The following is a 14,094-nucleotide window of genomic DNA, read 5'->3' as shown; positions in this document are numbered from 1 at the left end:
CGTCCTGCCAACCAGTTCATTATTCTACAAACTGCGCCAAATATATACGCAATCTCTCTTGTTCAAGTATTCATCTCAGGTACAATGACATGAATGAAACTTGATAACTTCAAATCAGATTTAGTCATTCTTGGCAGAACAGGACTCCTCGCGCTTCAAGCGCTGTGGGCGTATAAGATTCGTTCGCTCTTTGTTATCATTTCAGTATCTTTGGGGATTGCTTCATTAACAGTCATTATTGCCGCCCACGACGGAGCAAACCAGAAAGCAGAAGAGCTGACAGAATCCTTCGGGCCGGATGCTGTACTGGTGCTCGGTGGAGATATTTTCAACCGTCCTGTAGGGCAACGAACATTGACCCTTTCATGGAATGACCTGAAGCAAATAAAACGTTCTCTTCCAGGTACATACCTTGTAGTTCCATTACGTTCTGTAAGTGGAAAAACAATCCGCTACAAAAACAAAAACTGGAATGTTTCACGCATTATCGGAACATCTGCCAACTACAGCGAAGCTTGGAACTGGCCGCTCATTTCTGGAAGAGATTTTACAGAGGCGGATGTGACACAGGCTTTGAAAGTTTGCTTAATCGGCGAAACGGTTGCAAACGCGTTGTTCGCGAAAGACGAAAGTCCTGTCAGTAAAACTATATTTGTTGGCTCTATTCCATTCACGGTTATCGGTGAACTTTCACACAGAGGATACAGTGGCGGCAGCGGTACAAGTCTTGATGACCGCATCATTATTCCCCTCACCACACTTGCACAGCGCTTTGGTGCCGACAGGCAATACTTCAGAGGCTTACGCATCAAATACATCGACGCAGAAAACATGCAGGCTAACGTCGATAACCTAACCAGCTTCCTGCGTCATTTGCATAAACTCAAGCCAGGAGAACCTGACGACTTTACCATTCTTTCCGCTGAAGAAGTTCAGCAATTTCTTTCTACCCTCAAAGGCGGGCTGACTATCTTTCTGGGAATTACCGCCGCAACGGCCATGATCGTAGGCGGTTTTGTTCTGGCAAACTTGTTCTACCTTTCCGTATCTGAACGTACATTGGAAATTGGACTAAAGCGCGCTATTGGCGCTAGCAAAGGCGCCATTGTGCGACAGTTCTTATTTGAAGCTGTTCTTCTGACTATCATTGGAGGATTACTCGGAATTGTAATGGGAATTGCTTTAGCGCGGGTGCTTTTTATCTTTAATCTTATTGAGATCCGGCTTTCGCTCAAAATATTTCTTTCAGCATTGGGTGCGGCTATGGCTGTCGGACTTATTTTCGGTCTCAGCCCTGCACGGCAGGCAGCAGAACTTGATCCAATCAGCGCGCTTCGGGGAGACGGATAGTGTTAAATTATCTACGCATTGCCCTGCGCTCTCTTGCCGCGCATAAGCTTCGCTCTGCCCTTGCTATGCTTGGTGTTTTTCTGGGGACGCTGGCGCTCACTGGAGTCATTCACGTCTCGGAAGCGCTCAAAGAGCAGGCTCGACTTGAAACTGAAAAACTTGGCCCCAACCTGTTGGTGGTACTCGCAGGACAGCCGACCTTCAGACGTAGTGGGACATTGCGATATGGTGGATTAACCACCACCTTTAAAATGGAAGATGTCGACGCCCTATTAGAGAACAATCCCTATGTAAAACAAGGCACAGCTTTTGTTACCAAAAACGCTACCATCAGCTATCGCCGCAATTTTGTGAAATCACAACTTATTGCAGCCAGTGCAAATTTCCCATCAGTTCGTGCAGCACCAGTAACGCTCGGGCATTTCTTTACCAGCCAAGATGTTGAAAAGCGGGCAAAGGTTTGCATCCTTGGCTTCACCATTGCGAATCAGCTTTTCAAGCACCACACACAAGCTCTCGGTAAAATTGTCCGCTATGGGCTCACCAACCTGCGTGTTATCGGCGTGATGCCTAAGCGAGGGCGTGACCTCGCAGGAACGGATCAAGACGAACAGGTCTTTGTCCCTCTAACAACCTACATGCGCAGGATGTCGAATCAGGACTGGGTATCCGGTGTGTTTATGACTCTTTATTCAGACAAGGATGAAGAGGTTGCAAAACAAGCTGCCTACGAAATTATGTTGCAACAACATCTTGTCACACGTAAATCTAATGAAGACTTCCTTGTGCTCTCCGCACGGGATGTGTCTAAACTCAAAACACAGGCCTTGCAATTAGTATGGCTTCTCGGGCTGATGAGCTCATCCATTTCCTTTTCCGTCGGTACGATGGGCGTATTATCCATCATGATTCTGCTCGTGCAAACACGAAAGCTCGAAATTGGCGTCCGTCGTGCTATCGGAGCCCGCAGAAGCGCAATCATGTCTCAATTTTTATTTGAATCCAGTCTACTGTCCGGCATTGGCGGCACTCTGGGTGCCCTTGTCTCTCTCGTTATCATCACCATTATCTACTACGTTGCGGATTATCCGTATGTGTACGATCCCATCCTTATTATCGGTGCAAGCATCGGCTCCTGTATCCTTGGCATTATCGCAGGTGCCTACCCTGCTTGGGTTGCCTCCAATGTCGACGTCCTAGATGTACTAAGAAACAAGTAGCGTTCGCTTATGATAGATTACTATGTAGTTTTTCAGCAGACCTCTTTAGTCTTCAAATTACTTAAAATCTTATTGTAAAACGATAAGATTTTATTGTTTTCTAATAACAACCTTGCTACGCTTAATCTCCAATCAATCAAACGGGAGATATTTTTATGGACAATTTGTTAAAAATTAAAAAGTTAAGTAAAAAATTTCACCTACTAATTTCTTTAATGATAATTGTAATACCCCTTTACTATGTCGCTTACTGGGCGTTCATAAATTTTATCCCAGAAACATTACTCACCGTCAATGTTGGTTCAGCTCCGTTAATTCCCAATCCTTTGACAATAAATTTACAGCTGATAGGATTTGCTACCAGCCTACTTCCCCTTTCTGCACTGCTTTATGGGCTTATAAATATTAGGAAGCTATTTTCCTTCTACAAAGAAGGTGTGATATTTTCCTTTGAGCATGTCACTATTTTTAAAAAAACTTCAAAAGCTCTTTTTTTGTGGGTGTTCTTATCCATATTGTATGATTCCGCCAAGAGTATCTTGTTTTCACTTGGCAACCCTCCAGGACAACGAGTCGTAAGTGTAGGAATTGGTTCACCGGAAATTACAACACTTCTGGTCGCGGGGATTGTTTTTGTAATTGCGTGGGTAATGGATGAAGGACGTGTTATCGCTGAGGAACAGCAATTAACTGTTTAGCTGGAGTTCTCATGCCCATAATTATTAACCTAGATGTGGTTCTGGCAAAGCGTAAAAAGAAATCGATTGAACTAGCAAAGGCAATCGGAATTACTGAACAAAATCTATCAATATTGAAGACTGGAAAAGCTAAGGCTGTTCGCATCTCTACATTGGATGCCATTTGTAAGTATCTGGAGTGCCAACCTGGTGATATTCTTGAGTACAAGGAGTAGCCATCATGGGAATCCGGTTCTGCTGTCCTTCTGTAGAATCACATGATTGAATTGTCTCACTCACATTAACACCGGAGCACATACTTAGACGTTCTGTTTATTTGGAACGACGGAGAGTCGGTGCACTGCTGGAATGTTACACCTTGAAAGCGCTTTTGAGTACTTCCACCGTTCTCGATCACCCCGTAGACAAATTTAATTTAAATATAAACATTTCATCGATGGTTACAGCCGTGTATTCATATCACGCTGTAACCACCGTATCTAAAAAGTACCCTTCCCCCTCACCCTCGTACTTCATGTATTGATTCAGAAGGGGCACTACACATGGCACTGAAAGATATAGAATATTAAACCAGTTAGACCTATCAAACAGACCTATCCGGTAAATCTTGCCTTGCCGCACCTGCCGTTCTTTCTGAAGAAGCTGCCACAAATTGCGCACCGTTCATGGGTATCGGGTAAATTTCTGCTGCAAAATACCGTTGTATGAGTGCTAAGTGAGCTTACCTTTACTGTCTACGCTATCCGTATGTGTACAATCCCATCCTTATTGTCGGTGCAAGCATCGGCTCCCGCACTCTCGGCATTATCGCCGGTGCCTACCCTGCATGAGTTACCTCCAATGTCGACGTCCTTATGTACTAAGAAGAAATAACGTTATTTTATAACATATTGACATGTAGTTTCTTTTTTAGAACACATAGCTACATTAAATTATGTTGGGGAATCCGCTATCAAAAAAGTACATAAATACAAGTACAACCTTATTGGAGGACGCAATGACGTTGCATGGACTTTGTTGGAGAAAAATCCAACTCTCTATGCTGATTGGCCTTGCTTTAGTTACAATTCCTATTGCCACTTCAGCAGCCACTAATATTAAAATGAGTTACAATGGTGCACCTACGGAAAAAGACAACGCTGTGCACGTCTTTGCTACCCACTTCAAACAGATTGTTGAAAAGGAAACTAACGGTACAGTTGCCATAAAACTCCTGCCTAACAGCGAGCTTGGTAATGAACAACAACGAATGCAACTGGTCATGAAATACCCAATTATTAACGTTGCATCATTTGGTGGTATGGAAGCTGTTTTTCCAGAAATCTTTGCGACAAACGTACCATTCCTTTTTAACAGCTACAAAGCTGCACATATCTTTTTTGACTCAAGCCCTGTCATGGCAAAACTTCGTAAAGAATTTACCAAGCAAACAGGCATACTTTTACTGGAAGTAATTGAAGAAGGGGGATTTATTGCATTCACCAGCACAACTCCTATTAACTCACCCAAAGACTTTAAGGGTGCAAAATTTCGAGCAATGGATGCAAGTCAGATAGCCATGTATAAAGCCTTCGGTGCCACAGGAACCACTCTACCGTGGACCAAGGTCTATCAGGCATTAAAAGATGGTACGGTAAATGGACAAATGAACCCGCTCACCTATGTCATCATCGGCAGTTTCTATGAAGTTCAACAATATCTAACCCTTGCCAATGTGCAGTACTCAGATCAATTCCTTCTGGTTAACAATGCGCTAATGAACGGACTCACAACCAGAGAACGTTCTGTTCTACGCAATGCTGCACATGCCGCGAATAAACATACCCGCGTATTTGTGGAGTCTCAGGTAGAAAAGCGAATTAACTACCTTCGGAATAAAGGTATGCACATTTACAAGCCTACGCGTAAGGAAATGGATATGTTCAAGAAACTCAGCACACCTTCATACATCGAATGGTTAAGCAAAGTTATTGATCGTGAATGGATAGACCAAACAATTGCGGATGCACGACGGGCGAACAATGAGGCAAGACGTCTTCTTCTACAATAAGGCAGTTTCTGCTTCTACAATATTATCTTAGAAAAAATGTTCAAACATATCTGGCCTTTTGTTCGACTGAAGCTTATTTGCCAATTGCTGTTTATTTTTGTGCCGCGCTATCCCTCTGGCTACCGCGCTTGTTGGGATATTAACAGCACGTTGACCTATACGTATTACTGGATTTGTCATGCCTGATAAAATTGTACCACCCATTCATGGACTGTTTGAACCATCATGGGAATCCGTTTATGCTGTCCCTTCTGTAGAATCACACGAAGAAGTTGTATCACTCGCTTTAGCGCCGGAGCACATGCTCAGCCGTTCAATTTATTTTGAACGACAAATTGTCGGTGCGCTGCCGGAATGTTACGCGCGTGAAGGCGTTCTTGAACGCTTACAGCACGCTTCTTCCCTTCTTCCATCCCATCTACGCCTTATTGTTCTGGATGGCTGGAGATCCACTGATGTGCAGTCGTTCCTTTTTGCAGAATGCAAAAATGCGCTCGCAATCATGTATCCGGACAAGCCCGCAGAAAAAATCGTCACCATGGCACAGCAATATGTTGCCAAACCGATGAAAGACGTCAGCACACCGGCTCCGCATTCAACAGGCGGCTCGGTTGATGTTGTCATTGCAGACCGTGCAGGCAAAAAGCTTTTCTTCGGTGCCCCATTTGATTTCCCCGGTGATATTTCCAACACTCAGTATTTTGAAAACAAGCTGGAGCAAGGCCATACGTTAACAAAACGTGAGGAAGAAGCACTCTACAACAGACGTCTTCTCTACTTTGTTATGACGCAAGCCGGTTTTGTAAACTTCCACTGCGAATGGTGGCATTTTGAATACGGAACCCAGCGTTGGGCATTATCAACACATGCAGATCATGCAATCTACGCCCCTACACAATTCTCACTCAACCCGTATGCAAATTTGGACCAAATATAAGTATTTCACTGGTGGTTGCAGTCGTGTATTCATACAACGCTGCAACCACCAGTATCTAAAAAGTAATCCGCACCCCTTGCCCTCGACACATGTCAGTGATAGCTAACATGCTTATTCAAAAGGGGAATTACACATGAGACTGAAGGGCATAGAATCTTACACCATTAAAACCTATCATACAGACCGGTTCGGTAAAGCTTGCCCGGCCGCATTTGCCGCTTTTTTTGAAGAAGCAGCCGCAAACAACGCACGGTTACATGGGTTCCCGGGTGAATTCCTGCTACAGCATGGCGTTGTATGGGTGCTAAGTAGACTTACCTTTACTGTAGACCGCTATCCGGATGTTGGAGAAACCATCTCCATCCACACATGGCCTTCTGCCCATACCCCCAATCTTGCTTTACGCTGTTTTGAAGTTTTTGATGCAGAGAACCATCTCATTGCCGAGGGAACAACCGCTTGGCTTGTCATAGATATTAAAAAGCGTAAGCTCGTTCCGGTGCCGGAGTTTATCACCAAAAATTATCCGGTTAACAACCCGCCATGCAAAGAATTTCCCACCCGTGTCGTACCACGGTTACGTAATTCAGAGCACGAATGCCCACTCGTCAGCAGAAAAGCAGACGTTGACATTAACGGGCATGTCAATAACGTGCGGTACCTCGGCTGGATTCAAGAATCCATGCCTGAAGACTTCATGTTAAAATACGAGCCAGTACTCATCGACATTAGTTATCGAATGGAATGTGGAGCGCTTCAAAAGCTCACCAGCAAATCAGGTGTCACTGATGATGGAGACTATCTGCATTCCGTCTCTCAAGATGAAACAGGTAAAGAGCTGTGCAGAGCCCGAACTGAATGGCGAAAACGGCAACATATTGACGTGCCGTACTTACAGCACCACATATAATATCTACTGAATAAATAGAGGGAATGACTATGGCAGAATTTCCGACTCCTGAAACATGGCTCGCGCATCGTGTTTCCTACGGTGAAACAGATGCTATGTCCGTCATGTACTACGCCGAATATCTACATTTATTCGAGCGAGCCCGTAGCGAATACATTCGCGAACAAGGCATGAGCTACAACACGGTTGAAGAACGGGGCATACTGCTTCCTGTTCGTGAAGCGAAGTGCCGTTACAAGCGCCCTGCCCGTTATGATGATTTACTGTACGTACGCGTCGGCATCAGCAAATGGGGTCGCGCATCCATGGTATTTGAGTACGAAATTTACAACGAAGCAAAAGACACGATTATTGCCACCGGTCACACAGAGCATGCCTGCACCAACGAGAAAGGGCGTCCTGTAAAAGTTCCGGACTGGCTGAAAGAACTCTTCGTAGGAAAATAACTTTTAATATTAAAAGAACGCTGCACTATTATGTATCTCGATTTCCACACTCACGCATTTCATCCTAAAATTGCCTCCAAAGCTGTTGAGCATTTGAACTCCCATTACGGGTTAACATGCCAATGCACCGGCATAATGGATGACCTTATCCGCCGAGTTAAAAAAGCCGGTCTGGATAAGATGGTGGTACTCTGTGCAGCAACATCAGCCGAGCAAGTTATTCCCGCGAACAACTTTGCATTGTCTCTAAAGGCTGCACACCCCGATGCAATTCCCTTCGGTACCATTCATCCCGACTTCGATGATTGGGAAAATCAACTCGCACGCTTAAAAGCACGCGGCATAAAAGGGCTTAAGCTCCATCCTGATTTCCAAGGATTCAGACTGGATGAAAAGCGCCTGCTGCCTATGATCGAAGCTGCGCAGGATGATTTTGTTATGCTTTTCCACATAGGTGACAAGCTAGCCCCCAAAGACAACCCGTCCTGTCCGTACAAGCTTGCGGCACTGCTCGACAACTTCCCGAAAGCACGCTTTGTTGCAGCGCACTTTGGAGGCTATCACCAATGGCAGCACGCCTTAGAAGTACTCATAGGAAGAAATATCTACATCGACACTTCAAGCACGCTTGATTTTATCGATGACATGACCTTGAGCGCGATCATGAAAAAACACCCGCATGAGAAAATTCTCTTCGGGTCAGATTATCCGCTCTACAGTCCTGAAAGAGAAGTTGCGAAGCTTAAAAAACGACTCAAGCTCTCACTACCAAAGCTGGAAATGTTCCTTAGCAACGGTGCTGAGCTACTTGGATTAGAATAAAGCTCTTGCCTCCGGCAGGTCTTCGACGCTTTTTTTGTCTTCGACGAGCCTCCGGCGGCTGGAGGAAACCCTTTTGAAAAAGGGTTCTCCCCCAGACCCCCTTCCTAAAACTTTTATTTGCGAGCGCAGCCCGTTAGATATTTTCTCACGCGGCTTATGCGCCACCACCTTAAATAGTAAAAAAGGGCTGTCCCAAATACATGGGACAGCCCTTTTTATTTCACGAAAGGTAATTATGCATAAGCCGCGAGGTTGCGTAAAGAACGTGCGAACCTCGCAGATAAAAGTTTTTGGAGAGTCCAGAGAAGCCTTTTTTCAAAAAGGTTCTCTGGCCGCCGGAGGCAAATAACAGACCTCTGAAGCGGGCAAAAAACTACCCTAAAATTTTTTCAGGCGGGCGGCGTTCGGGGATAGCCACTTCGTCATGATCTTCTTTATTGTACTCTTCTGTCACGTAGAGACCGCAATAGCAGACGCCAAACTCTTCTAAATCGGGGTCGCGGTACTCGCACGGGCAGACTATATCTCTATCTTTATCAAACTCACCGTTAGGCAAACGGCAAGGGCAAGCCATGTAGCCGTACTCTTCCTTATTAACAAGAAGGCTTTCAAGCAGCGGTAAGGTCATGGACATATCTTTATTAAAGAAGAATCCACGCGGCTCTTGAATTTTTTTGAGCATTTCATAAAGCGTTTCAGCTGTCATTTTATTACTCATAGGTCTAGCGCCTCCTCAATTTGATTTTTGTGGAAGCCAACAATGATGCACTGCCCTTCGGCCACTACCAGTGTCGGAAAGGAAAGTTTTGGATTGTAATTTCGAATTCTATCAATAATTTCTTTTCGCTCATCGCCTCTCAGCTTATCTACGAAAATATTATCAAAATTCACATCATTGTCTTCTAAGAAGATTTTCATTTTTTTACAATGAATGCAGGTAGAAAGTGCATACAGGGTACATTCTTTCGACATTTCGCCCCCATTTGGAAAATGTAGTACACGTCAAACTGGTTGAAAAAAATTGGACGCAACGAAATCAGACTACCACTCATATACCACCAAAACAACATTCAGTGGTTATTATGCAAGTAGTTGCTACTTACTCATGGTTCAACAACATTGGCAATTTCTCGAGCAATAATGCGGATAGTTTCCTCTTCCGTTTCAGCCTCACGGCTTGTGATAACATCTCCATGCTCATCCTTGCGTTCAATAAGAAAGCTTTGATGCATGGAAACATCATCCGAAAAATCCTGTTCACTACCGCTAAGAGAGAATTGTGTTAGCCGATGTGTGATCTCTACATATGTTTTTTCGAAAATAATCGCCACACTGTCACGGTTATTTTCTATGGTAAATCGCTTTTCTTCCGGCAATGCAGCGTTCATTTCTTCTAGTGCCTGCTTCACAGGAAGAAGCTTTTTTACCCCTGTATCCCGGATTCTTTCTAAATTGGCAGCAATCTGCTCCTGCTTTTCCCGCCGCTGATTCAATTCATCTTCCATAATTCGCGCAGGTGACTTTAAACTATGCAAAAAGTTTCTCACTATCCACACAACAAGTGCAATGAAGACTATTCCAACAAGTATATTGATGTACATTTGTACTCCCAGATCAGCAGTATTGTCGTAACCAAAAATTAATGACGGATTATATTTCTACAAGTTACGATAAAATTCAACATAAAGGTACGTATCCGTCTGAGAATTTGAAAATTTCGTCTGAAAGGTTGACAAGTACCGCCACGTTATACAAGGTGACACCATAGGGGTGCCCCCTAAAACAGCACATTGGTACCCCCTCTAGACAAGTTATGGAACACCGTAGTTTGCATTCTTAGCAAGCATAATCCCCTAAAACTACATAAGGGAGAAGGTATATGGCCAAGACACTTGATTCTCAGAGAACTTATGCCCTTGTGGGCACGGGAGGAAGTGGAAAAACCTCGCTGGCTGAAATGCTTATGTTTCAGTCCGGGGTTATCAATCGCCTTGGGAAAATTGAAGAAGGCACCACTTCGCTCGACTATGAACCAGAGGAAGTAAAGCGCAGGGGGTCTATTCAACCTGGCTTTGCCACCATTGACTGGAACAAAAATCGCCACTTCCTTATGGACGTCCCGGGCGACAATAACTTTGTAGGCGACATTAACCACCTATTGTTCGGGGTTGATGGCGCCGTTTTTGTTATTGACGCAGTTGATGGCGTCCGCCCACTTACAAGCCGTCTTTGGAACTTTGTTCAAGACGCAAACCTTCCTTCTATCGTCTTCATTAACAAGATGGATCGCGATCGCGCAGATTTTGACACGGCCTTTAACGGGTTGTCTTCAATCCTTGGAATCCGCCCTGTTTTACTACAAATGCCAATCGGTCAGGGTGACGATTTTAAAGGGTACGTTGATGTTCTTAACAACAAAGCATTCTTCTTTAATGAAGATGGAACAGCAACAGAAGGCGATGTGCCTGAAAATCTTTCCGATGAAGTATCCATGCTTCGCGAAACGACTATCGAAAACATTGCAGAAAGTAATGAAGAACTGATGGAAAACTACCTTGAGACAGGCGAACTATCTCAAGAAGAAATCACAACTGGCTTACGTGACGGCGTGCTCTCGCGTGAACTTATTCCGGTTATGCTCGGGTCTTCCCTGGAAAACCGTGGTGGTGCTGAACTTCTCAATGCCGTACAAGACTTATTGCCTTCACCTCTGCAACACGCTCCATGGATGGATGAAGAAGGCAACGAACGCCTATCTTCTCCAGATGAGCCGTTGGCTTTACTTACCTTTAAAACCTTGTCAGATCCTTTCTCAGGTCAGCTCTCCATCATGCGCGTTCTGTCCGGCTCATTTAACGGCGACGCAACTCTGAAAAATGTTACTCAGAGTGAGACTGAACGTATCGGGTCCCCATTATTTATGAATGGTAAAGAATCTGAACCAGCCAAGGGCGAAATTGGCCCGGGTTCTATTATCGCTGTTCCTAAGCTTAAAGCTACAAAAACAGGCGATACACTGGCAGATCCTAAAGCTACTTTTAAAGTTCTTATGCCGGCACTTCCTCCTAATCTTATATCATATGCTATTGCTCCTAAAGAGAAAGGCGATGAAGATAAGATTTACACAGCTGTCCAAAGATTACTTGATGAGGACATTACCCTCACCCTTTCCCGCGATGCAGAATCAAGCGACATTCTGCTCTCCGGTATGGGACAGCTGCACATTGAAACTAGCGTCGAACGCGCCATGCGCCGTTACAAATGCGACATGGTTTTGAAGACCCCTAAAATTCCGTACCGTGAAACCATAAAAGGTAAAGCACAGGTTCAAGGCAGACATAAGAAACAGTCTGGTGGACGCGGACAGTTCGGCGATTGCTGGATTGAAATTGAAGGAATGCCGCAGGGCTTCGGCTACGAGTTTGAAAATGCCATCGTTGGTGGCGTTATCCCTCGTCAGTACATCCCTGCAGTGGATAAAGGCATTCAAGAAGCTGCGCACCGTGGCTGCCTTGCAGGGTACCCTCTCGTTGACTTTAAAGTACGGCTCTATGATGGTTCATACCACAACGTAGACTCCTCAGAGATGGCCTTTAAAATCGCCGGCTCCCTTGCACTTAGGGGTGCACTGGATCAGGTAAAACCAACATTGCTTGAACCGATTGTATTAATGACCGTACATATCCCTGATGAATTTATGGGTGACGTAATCGGTGATTTATCTTCACGGCGTGGCAAAGTACTTGGTTCTGACTCAAAAACAGGCATCACGGAAATTAAAGCACATGTTCCAATGGGCGAAGTACTCCGCTATGCTCCAGACCTCCGCTCTATTACCGGCGGTCAGGGTGTTTTCACAATGGAATTTGACCATTACGAAGAGGCACCACCTCCAGTAATTGATAAAGTTGTTGCCGAAAAACAAGCTAGCTAGTGATCCAAACCGCCAACTAAAAGAAAAGTCCTCGTTATTGTGGGAATAATAAGAAAGCCCTCTCATCTTTTGATGAGGGGGCTTTTGGTTCTGAAAAAGCATACTGCCCAACAAGTTGCTATAACAGTGTCACGCATCAAAACTATGCATCGTCCATCGCTGACAAGTCCAGTTTATCATCCTATCCCAAACTTTAATTCTCTCATTCAAAGCCCGGGCTCAACTTTCGTTATCCGCAACCATATATGATCGGTAGCCAACTTTTAGTCCTTTAACGAGAGACTTCACCACAAAAAAGCTTATCATATGGAGCTCCGCTTAGAGCCCATATGCTTTACGGAAAGCCTACAAAACAATCGGCCGACACGATAACGTATCTCGAGAAGAGACCATGATCAGGCTACCGGAGGAATCATGAAGCCGACAGACTTAACGTTAGATGAGCAATTACGAATTACTGCCCATGAAATTATCAGACGGAAAAAAATCTTTCATCTTTCAGAAGAAGATATTCTGAACTTACAGGAAGTTAAGCCTTTCATACTCTCTGATTTAGAAAAGATCGTAACTAGTTTCTATATAGAACTTGTAGAAGTCGAAGGAGTATCGCAAGTAATTGGTGATGCCGAAAGCCTGTATCGCCTTAAAAATCACTTGCAAGGTTATCTTCGTTCACTCTTTGAAGGACCGTACGATATGGAGTATGTTCAAACCCGCCTTCGTATCGGGCTTGTTCATAAACGTATTGGAGTTCCTCCAAAACTTTACATCGCAGCGTATAAAATACTCAGTAAAATATTGCGAGCCAAAGTACGCGAACAGAACAACGAGAAATTATGCGAACTTTGTACTAGTCGTATAAGTTCATTGGAAAACCTAATGCTCTTTGATCTTGTATTGGTTTTTGATACATACATTCAAGGACTGGTTAATGAGGTTAACCGTAGTAAAGAGGACCTCGAAATATACGCACGGGAGCTTGAGGGCACTATTGCAAGCCGTACAAAAGAATTAGCCGAACAAGCTAGCAAAGACGGCCTGACCGGTCTGTACAATCAACGAACATTTTATGAATATCTTGGTACCGAACTGTCTAGGTCTCAGAGACGCGCTGACACGTTCACGCTTTGCTATTTTGATCTGGATAACTTCAAAAAGGCCAACGACACTCATGGGCACAAGTTCGGTGATCAAGTTCTTACAAATGTTGCAACCGCAGTAAAACAAATTTTGCGAGACGAAGATATCGGCGCAAGATATGGCGGAGACGAGTTCTGTATGATTCTCCCAAATGCTTCCGCCGAGGAAGCTCAAACAGTCTGTAAAAGGCTCATAAACGTTTTTTCAAAAATTGATCCTGACTGCATTGTTACCATGAGCATCGGTCTTGCAGAATTCATCCCGGATTCAGGGCTTGATACCGACTCGCTAATCAAGAGAGCTGATAACGCCATGTATTCATCAAAAAATCAGTCAGGGCATTACATAACTGTATATTCAGACGAAACTACGAAACCCGAAAAAGAAGACTTTTACCCGATAATTTAAAAATGTTGGCCAACTTTTATTGCAGTTATCGATAAAAGTTGGCCTTTTTTCTTTCATCAAATCAAAAATCTCACGTCTTTATCCAACCTGCTTTCGCAATTGAAAATTTTCTAACACAATAAAGTGCTAACGGCTTCTTCCCCCTCCGTGCTACAAGCACCGCATCATTACAATGCGCC

General features: G+C 44.2%; 14 protein-coding genes. 11 read left to right on the top strand and 3 right to left on the bottom strand.

The window, feature by feature from the left end:
* The first annotated feature begins 93 nt into the window (after positions 1-93).
* The 9 genes from ACZ5V1_RS01340 (at position 94) to ACZ5V1_RS01300 (ending at position 8,433) form a co-directional block, all read left to right on the top strand.
* The gene (locus ACZ5V1_RS01340; protein WP_464390255.1) at positions 94-1,350 is read left to right on the top strand and encodes an ABC transporter permease; all 1,257 of its coding nucleotides are present in this window, start codon (positions 94-96) and stop codon (positions 1,348-1,350) included.
* A complete protein-coding gene (locus ACZ5V1_RS01335; protein ID WP_464390254.1) occupies positions 1,350-2,570 on the top strand; it encodes an ABC transporter permease in 1,221 nt (406 codons plus the stop codon). The genes ACZ5V1_RS01340 and ACZ5V1_RS01335 overlap by 1 nt, the downstream gene beginning before the upstream one ends.
* A 155-nt stretch (positions 2,571-2,725) precedes the next feature.
* On the top strand, positions 2,726-3,268 hold the full coding sequence (locus ACZ5V1_RS01330; RefSeq protein ID WP_464390253.1) for a DUF2975 domain-containing protein: 543 nt from the start codon (positions 2,726-2,728) through the stop codon (positions 3,266-3,268).
* A gap of 11 nt (positions 3,269-3,279) precedes the next feature.
* Positions 3,280-3,483, top strand: coding sequence for a helix-turn-helix domain-containing protein (locus tag ACZ5V1_RS01325; protein ID WP_160716848.1), 204 nt, complete (start codon positions 3,280-3,282; stop codon positions 3,481-3,483).
* Between the two features lie 782 nt (positions 3,484-4,265).
* Positions 4,266-5,318: a TRAP transporter substrate-binding protein DctP gene (dctP, locus tag ACZ5V1_RS01320; RefSeq protein WP_464390252.1), complete on the top strand. Its 1,053-nt coding sequence runs from the start codon at positions 4,266-4,268 to the stop codon at positions 5,316-5,318.
* A 178-nt stretch (positions 5,319-5,496) separates the two neighbouring features.
* Positions 5,497-6,255, top strand: a complete 759-nt coding sequence (locus ACZ5V1_RS01315; protein WP_464390251.1) for a M15 family metallopeptidase — start codon at positions 5,497-5,499, stop codon at positions 6,253-6,255.
* A 133-nt stretch (positions 6,256-6,388) separates the two neighbouring features.
* Complete coding sequence (locus ACZ5V1_RS01310) at positions 6,389-7,165, top strand: acyl-[acyl-carrier-protein] thioesterase (RefSeq protein ID WP_464390250.1); 777 nt, start codon at positions 6,389-6,391, stop codon at positions 7,163-7,165.
* Positions 7,166-7,194: 29 nt separating this feature from the next.
* Positions 7,195-7,611 (top strand): acyl-CoA thioesterase, encoded by a 417-nt coding sequence (locus tag ACZ5V1_RS01305; protein ID WP_464390249.1) that lies wholly within the window; start codon positions 7,195-7,197, stop codon positions 7,609-7,611.
* A 30-nt stretch (positions 7,612-7,641) separates the two neighbouring features.
* Entirely contained in the window at positions 7,642-8,433 is a 792-nt protein-coding gene (locus ACZ5V1_RS01300; protein ID WP_464390248.1) for an amidohydrolase family protein, read from the top strand.
* Between the two features lie 373 nt (positions 8,434-8,806).
* Here ACZ5V1_RS01300 and ACZ5V1_RS01295 read toward each other — a convergent pair whose 3' ends face one another.
* The 3 genes from ACZ5V1_RS01295 to ACZ5V1_RS01285 form a co-directional block, all read right to left on the bottom strand.
* Positions 8,807-9,151 (bottom strand): ferredoxin-thioredoxin reductase catalytic domain-containing protein, encoded by a 345-nt coding sequence (locus ACZ5V1_RS01295; RefSeq protein ID WP_464390247.1) that lies wholly within the window; start codon positions 9,149-9,151, stop codon positions 8,807-8,809.
* Positions 9,148-9,405, bottom strand: coding sequence for a glutaredoxin family protein (locus ACZ5V1_RS01290; RefSeq protein WP_464390246.1), 258 nt, complete (start codon positions 9,403-9,405; stop codon positions 9,148-9,150). The genes ACZ5V1_RS01295 and ACZ5V1_RS01290 overlap by 4 nt, the downstream gene beginning before the upstream one ends.
* A 131-nt stretch (positions 9,406-9,536) precedes the next feature.
* Positions 9,537-9,938: a hypothetical protein gene (locus ACZ5V1_RS01285; RefSeq protein WP_464390245.1), complete on the bottom strand. Its 402-nt coding sequence runs from the start codon at positions 9,936-9,938 to the stop codon at positions 9,537-9,539.
* 374 nt (positions 9,939-10,312) lie between these two features.
* Here ACZ5V1_RS01285 and ACZ5V1_RS01280 point away from each other — a divergent pair, with 374 nt between their 5' ends.
* Together ACZ5V1_RS01280 and ACZ5V1_RS01275 are read left to right on the top strand one after the other, a co-directional pair.
* Positions 10,313-12,367, top strand: coding sequence for an elongation factor G (locus ACZ5V1_RS01280; RefSeq protein ID WP_464390244.1), 2,055 nt, complete (start codon positions 10,313-10,315; stop codon positions 12,365-12,367).
* Between the two features lie 414 nt (positions 12,368-12,781).
* Positions 12,782-13,915, top strand: coding sequence for a diguanylate cyclase domain-containing protein (locus ACZ5V1_RS01275; protein WP_464390243.1), 1,134 nt, complete (start codon positions 12,782-12,784; stop codon positions 13,913-13,915).
* Positions 13,916-14,094: the final 179 nt, after the last annotated feature.

Source organism: Halodesulfovibrio oceani subsp. galateae (genome assembly GCF_055397225.1).
The sequence above is the reverse complement of the archived record's forward strand: the minus strand, read 5'-3'. Positions and strand labels throughout refer to the sequence as shown.

Coding starts and splice junctions, on each gene's coding strand:
- ACZ5V1_RS01340 (WP_464390255.1), top strand. CDS start 94: ATGAAACTTGATAACTTCAAATCAGATTTAGTCATTCTTGGCAGAACA.
- ACZ5V1_RS01330 (WP_464390253.1), top strand. CDS start 2,726: ATGGACAATTTGTTAAAAATTAAAAAGTTAAGTAAAAAATTTCACCTA.
- ACZ5V1_RS01325 (WP_160716848.1), top strand. CDS start 3,280: ATGCCCATAATTATTAACCTAGATGTGGTTCTGGCAAAGCGTAAAAAG.
- dctP (WP_464390252.1), top strand. CDS start 4,266: ATGACGTTGCATGGACTTTGTTGGAGAAAAATCCAACTCTCTATGCTG.
- ACZ5V1_RS01315 (WP_464390251.1), top strand. CDS start 5,497: ATGCCTGATAAAATTGTACCACCCATTCATGGACTGTTTGAACCATCA.
- ACZ5V1_RS01310 (WP_464390250.1), top strand. CDS start 6,389: ATGAGACTGAAGGGCATAGAATCTTACACCATTAAAACCTATCATACA.
- ACZ5V1_RS01305 (WP_464390249.1), top strand. CDS start 7,195: ATGGCAGAATTTCCGACTCCTGAAACATGGCTCGCGCATCGTGTTTCC.
- ACZ5V1_RS01300 (WP_464390248.1), top strand. CDS start 7,642: ATGTATCTCGATTTCCACACTCACGCATTTCATCCTAAAATTGCCTCC.
- ACZ5V1_RS01295 (WP_464390247.1), bottom strand. CDS start 9,151: ATGAGTAATAAAATGACAGCTGAAACGCTTTATGAAATGCTCAAAAAA.
- ACZ5V1_RS01290 (WP_464390246.1), bottom strand. CDS start 9,405: ATGTCGAAAGAATGTACCCTGTATGCACTTTCTACCTGCATTCATTGT.
- ACZ5V1_RS01285 (WP_464390245.1), bottom strand. CDS start 9,938: ATGGAAGATGAATTGAATCAGCGGCGGGAAAAGCAGGAGCAGATTGCT.
- ACZ5V1_RS01280 (WP_464390244.1), top strand. CDS start 10,313: ATGGCCAAGACACTTGATTCTCAGAGAACTTATGCCCTTGTGGGCACG.
- ACZ5V1_RS01275 (WP_464390243.1), top strand. CDS start 12,782: ATGAAGCCGACAGACTTAACGTTAGATGAGCAATTACGAATTACTGCC.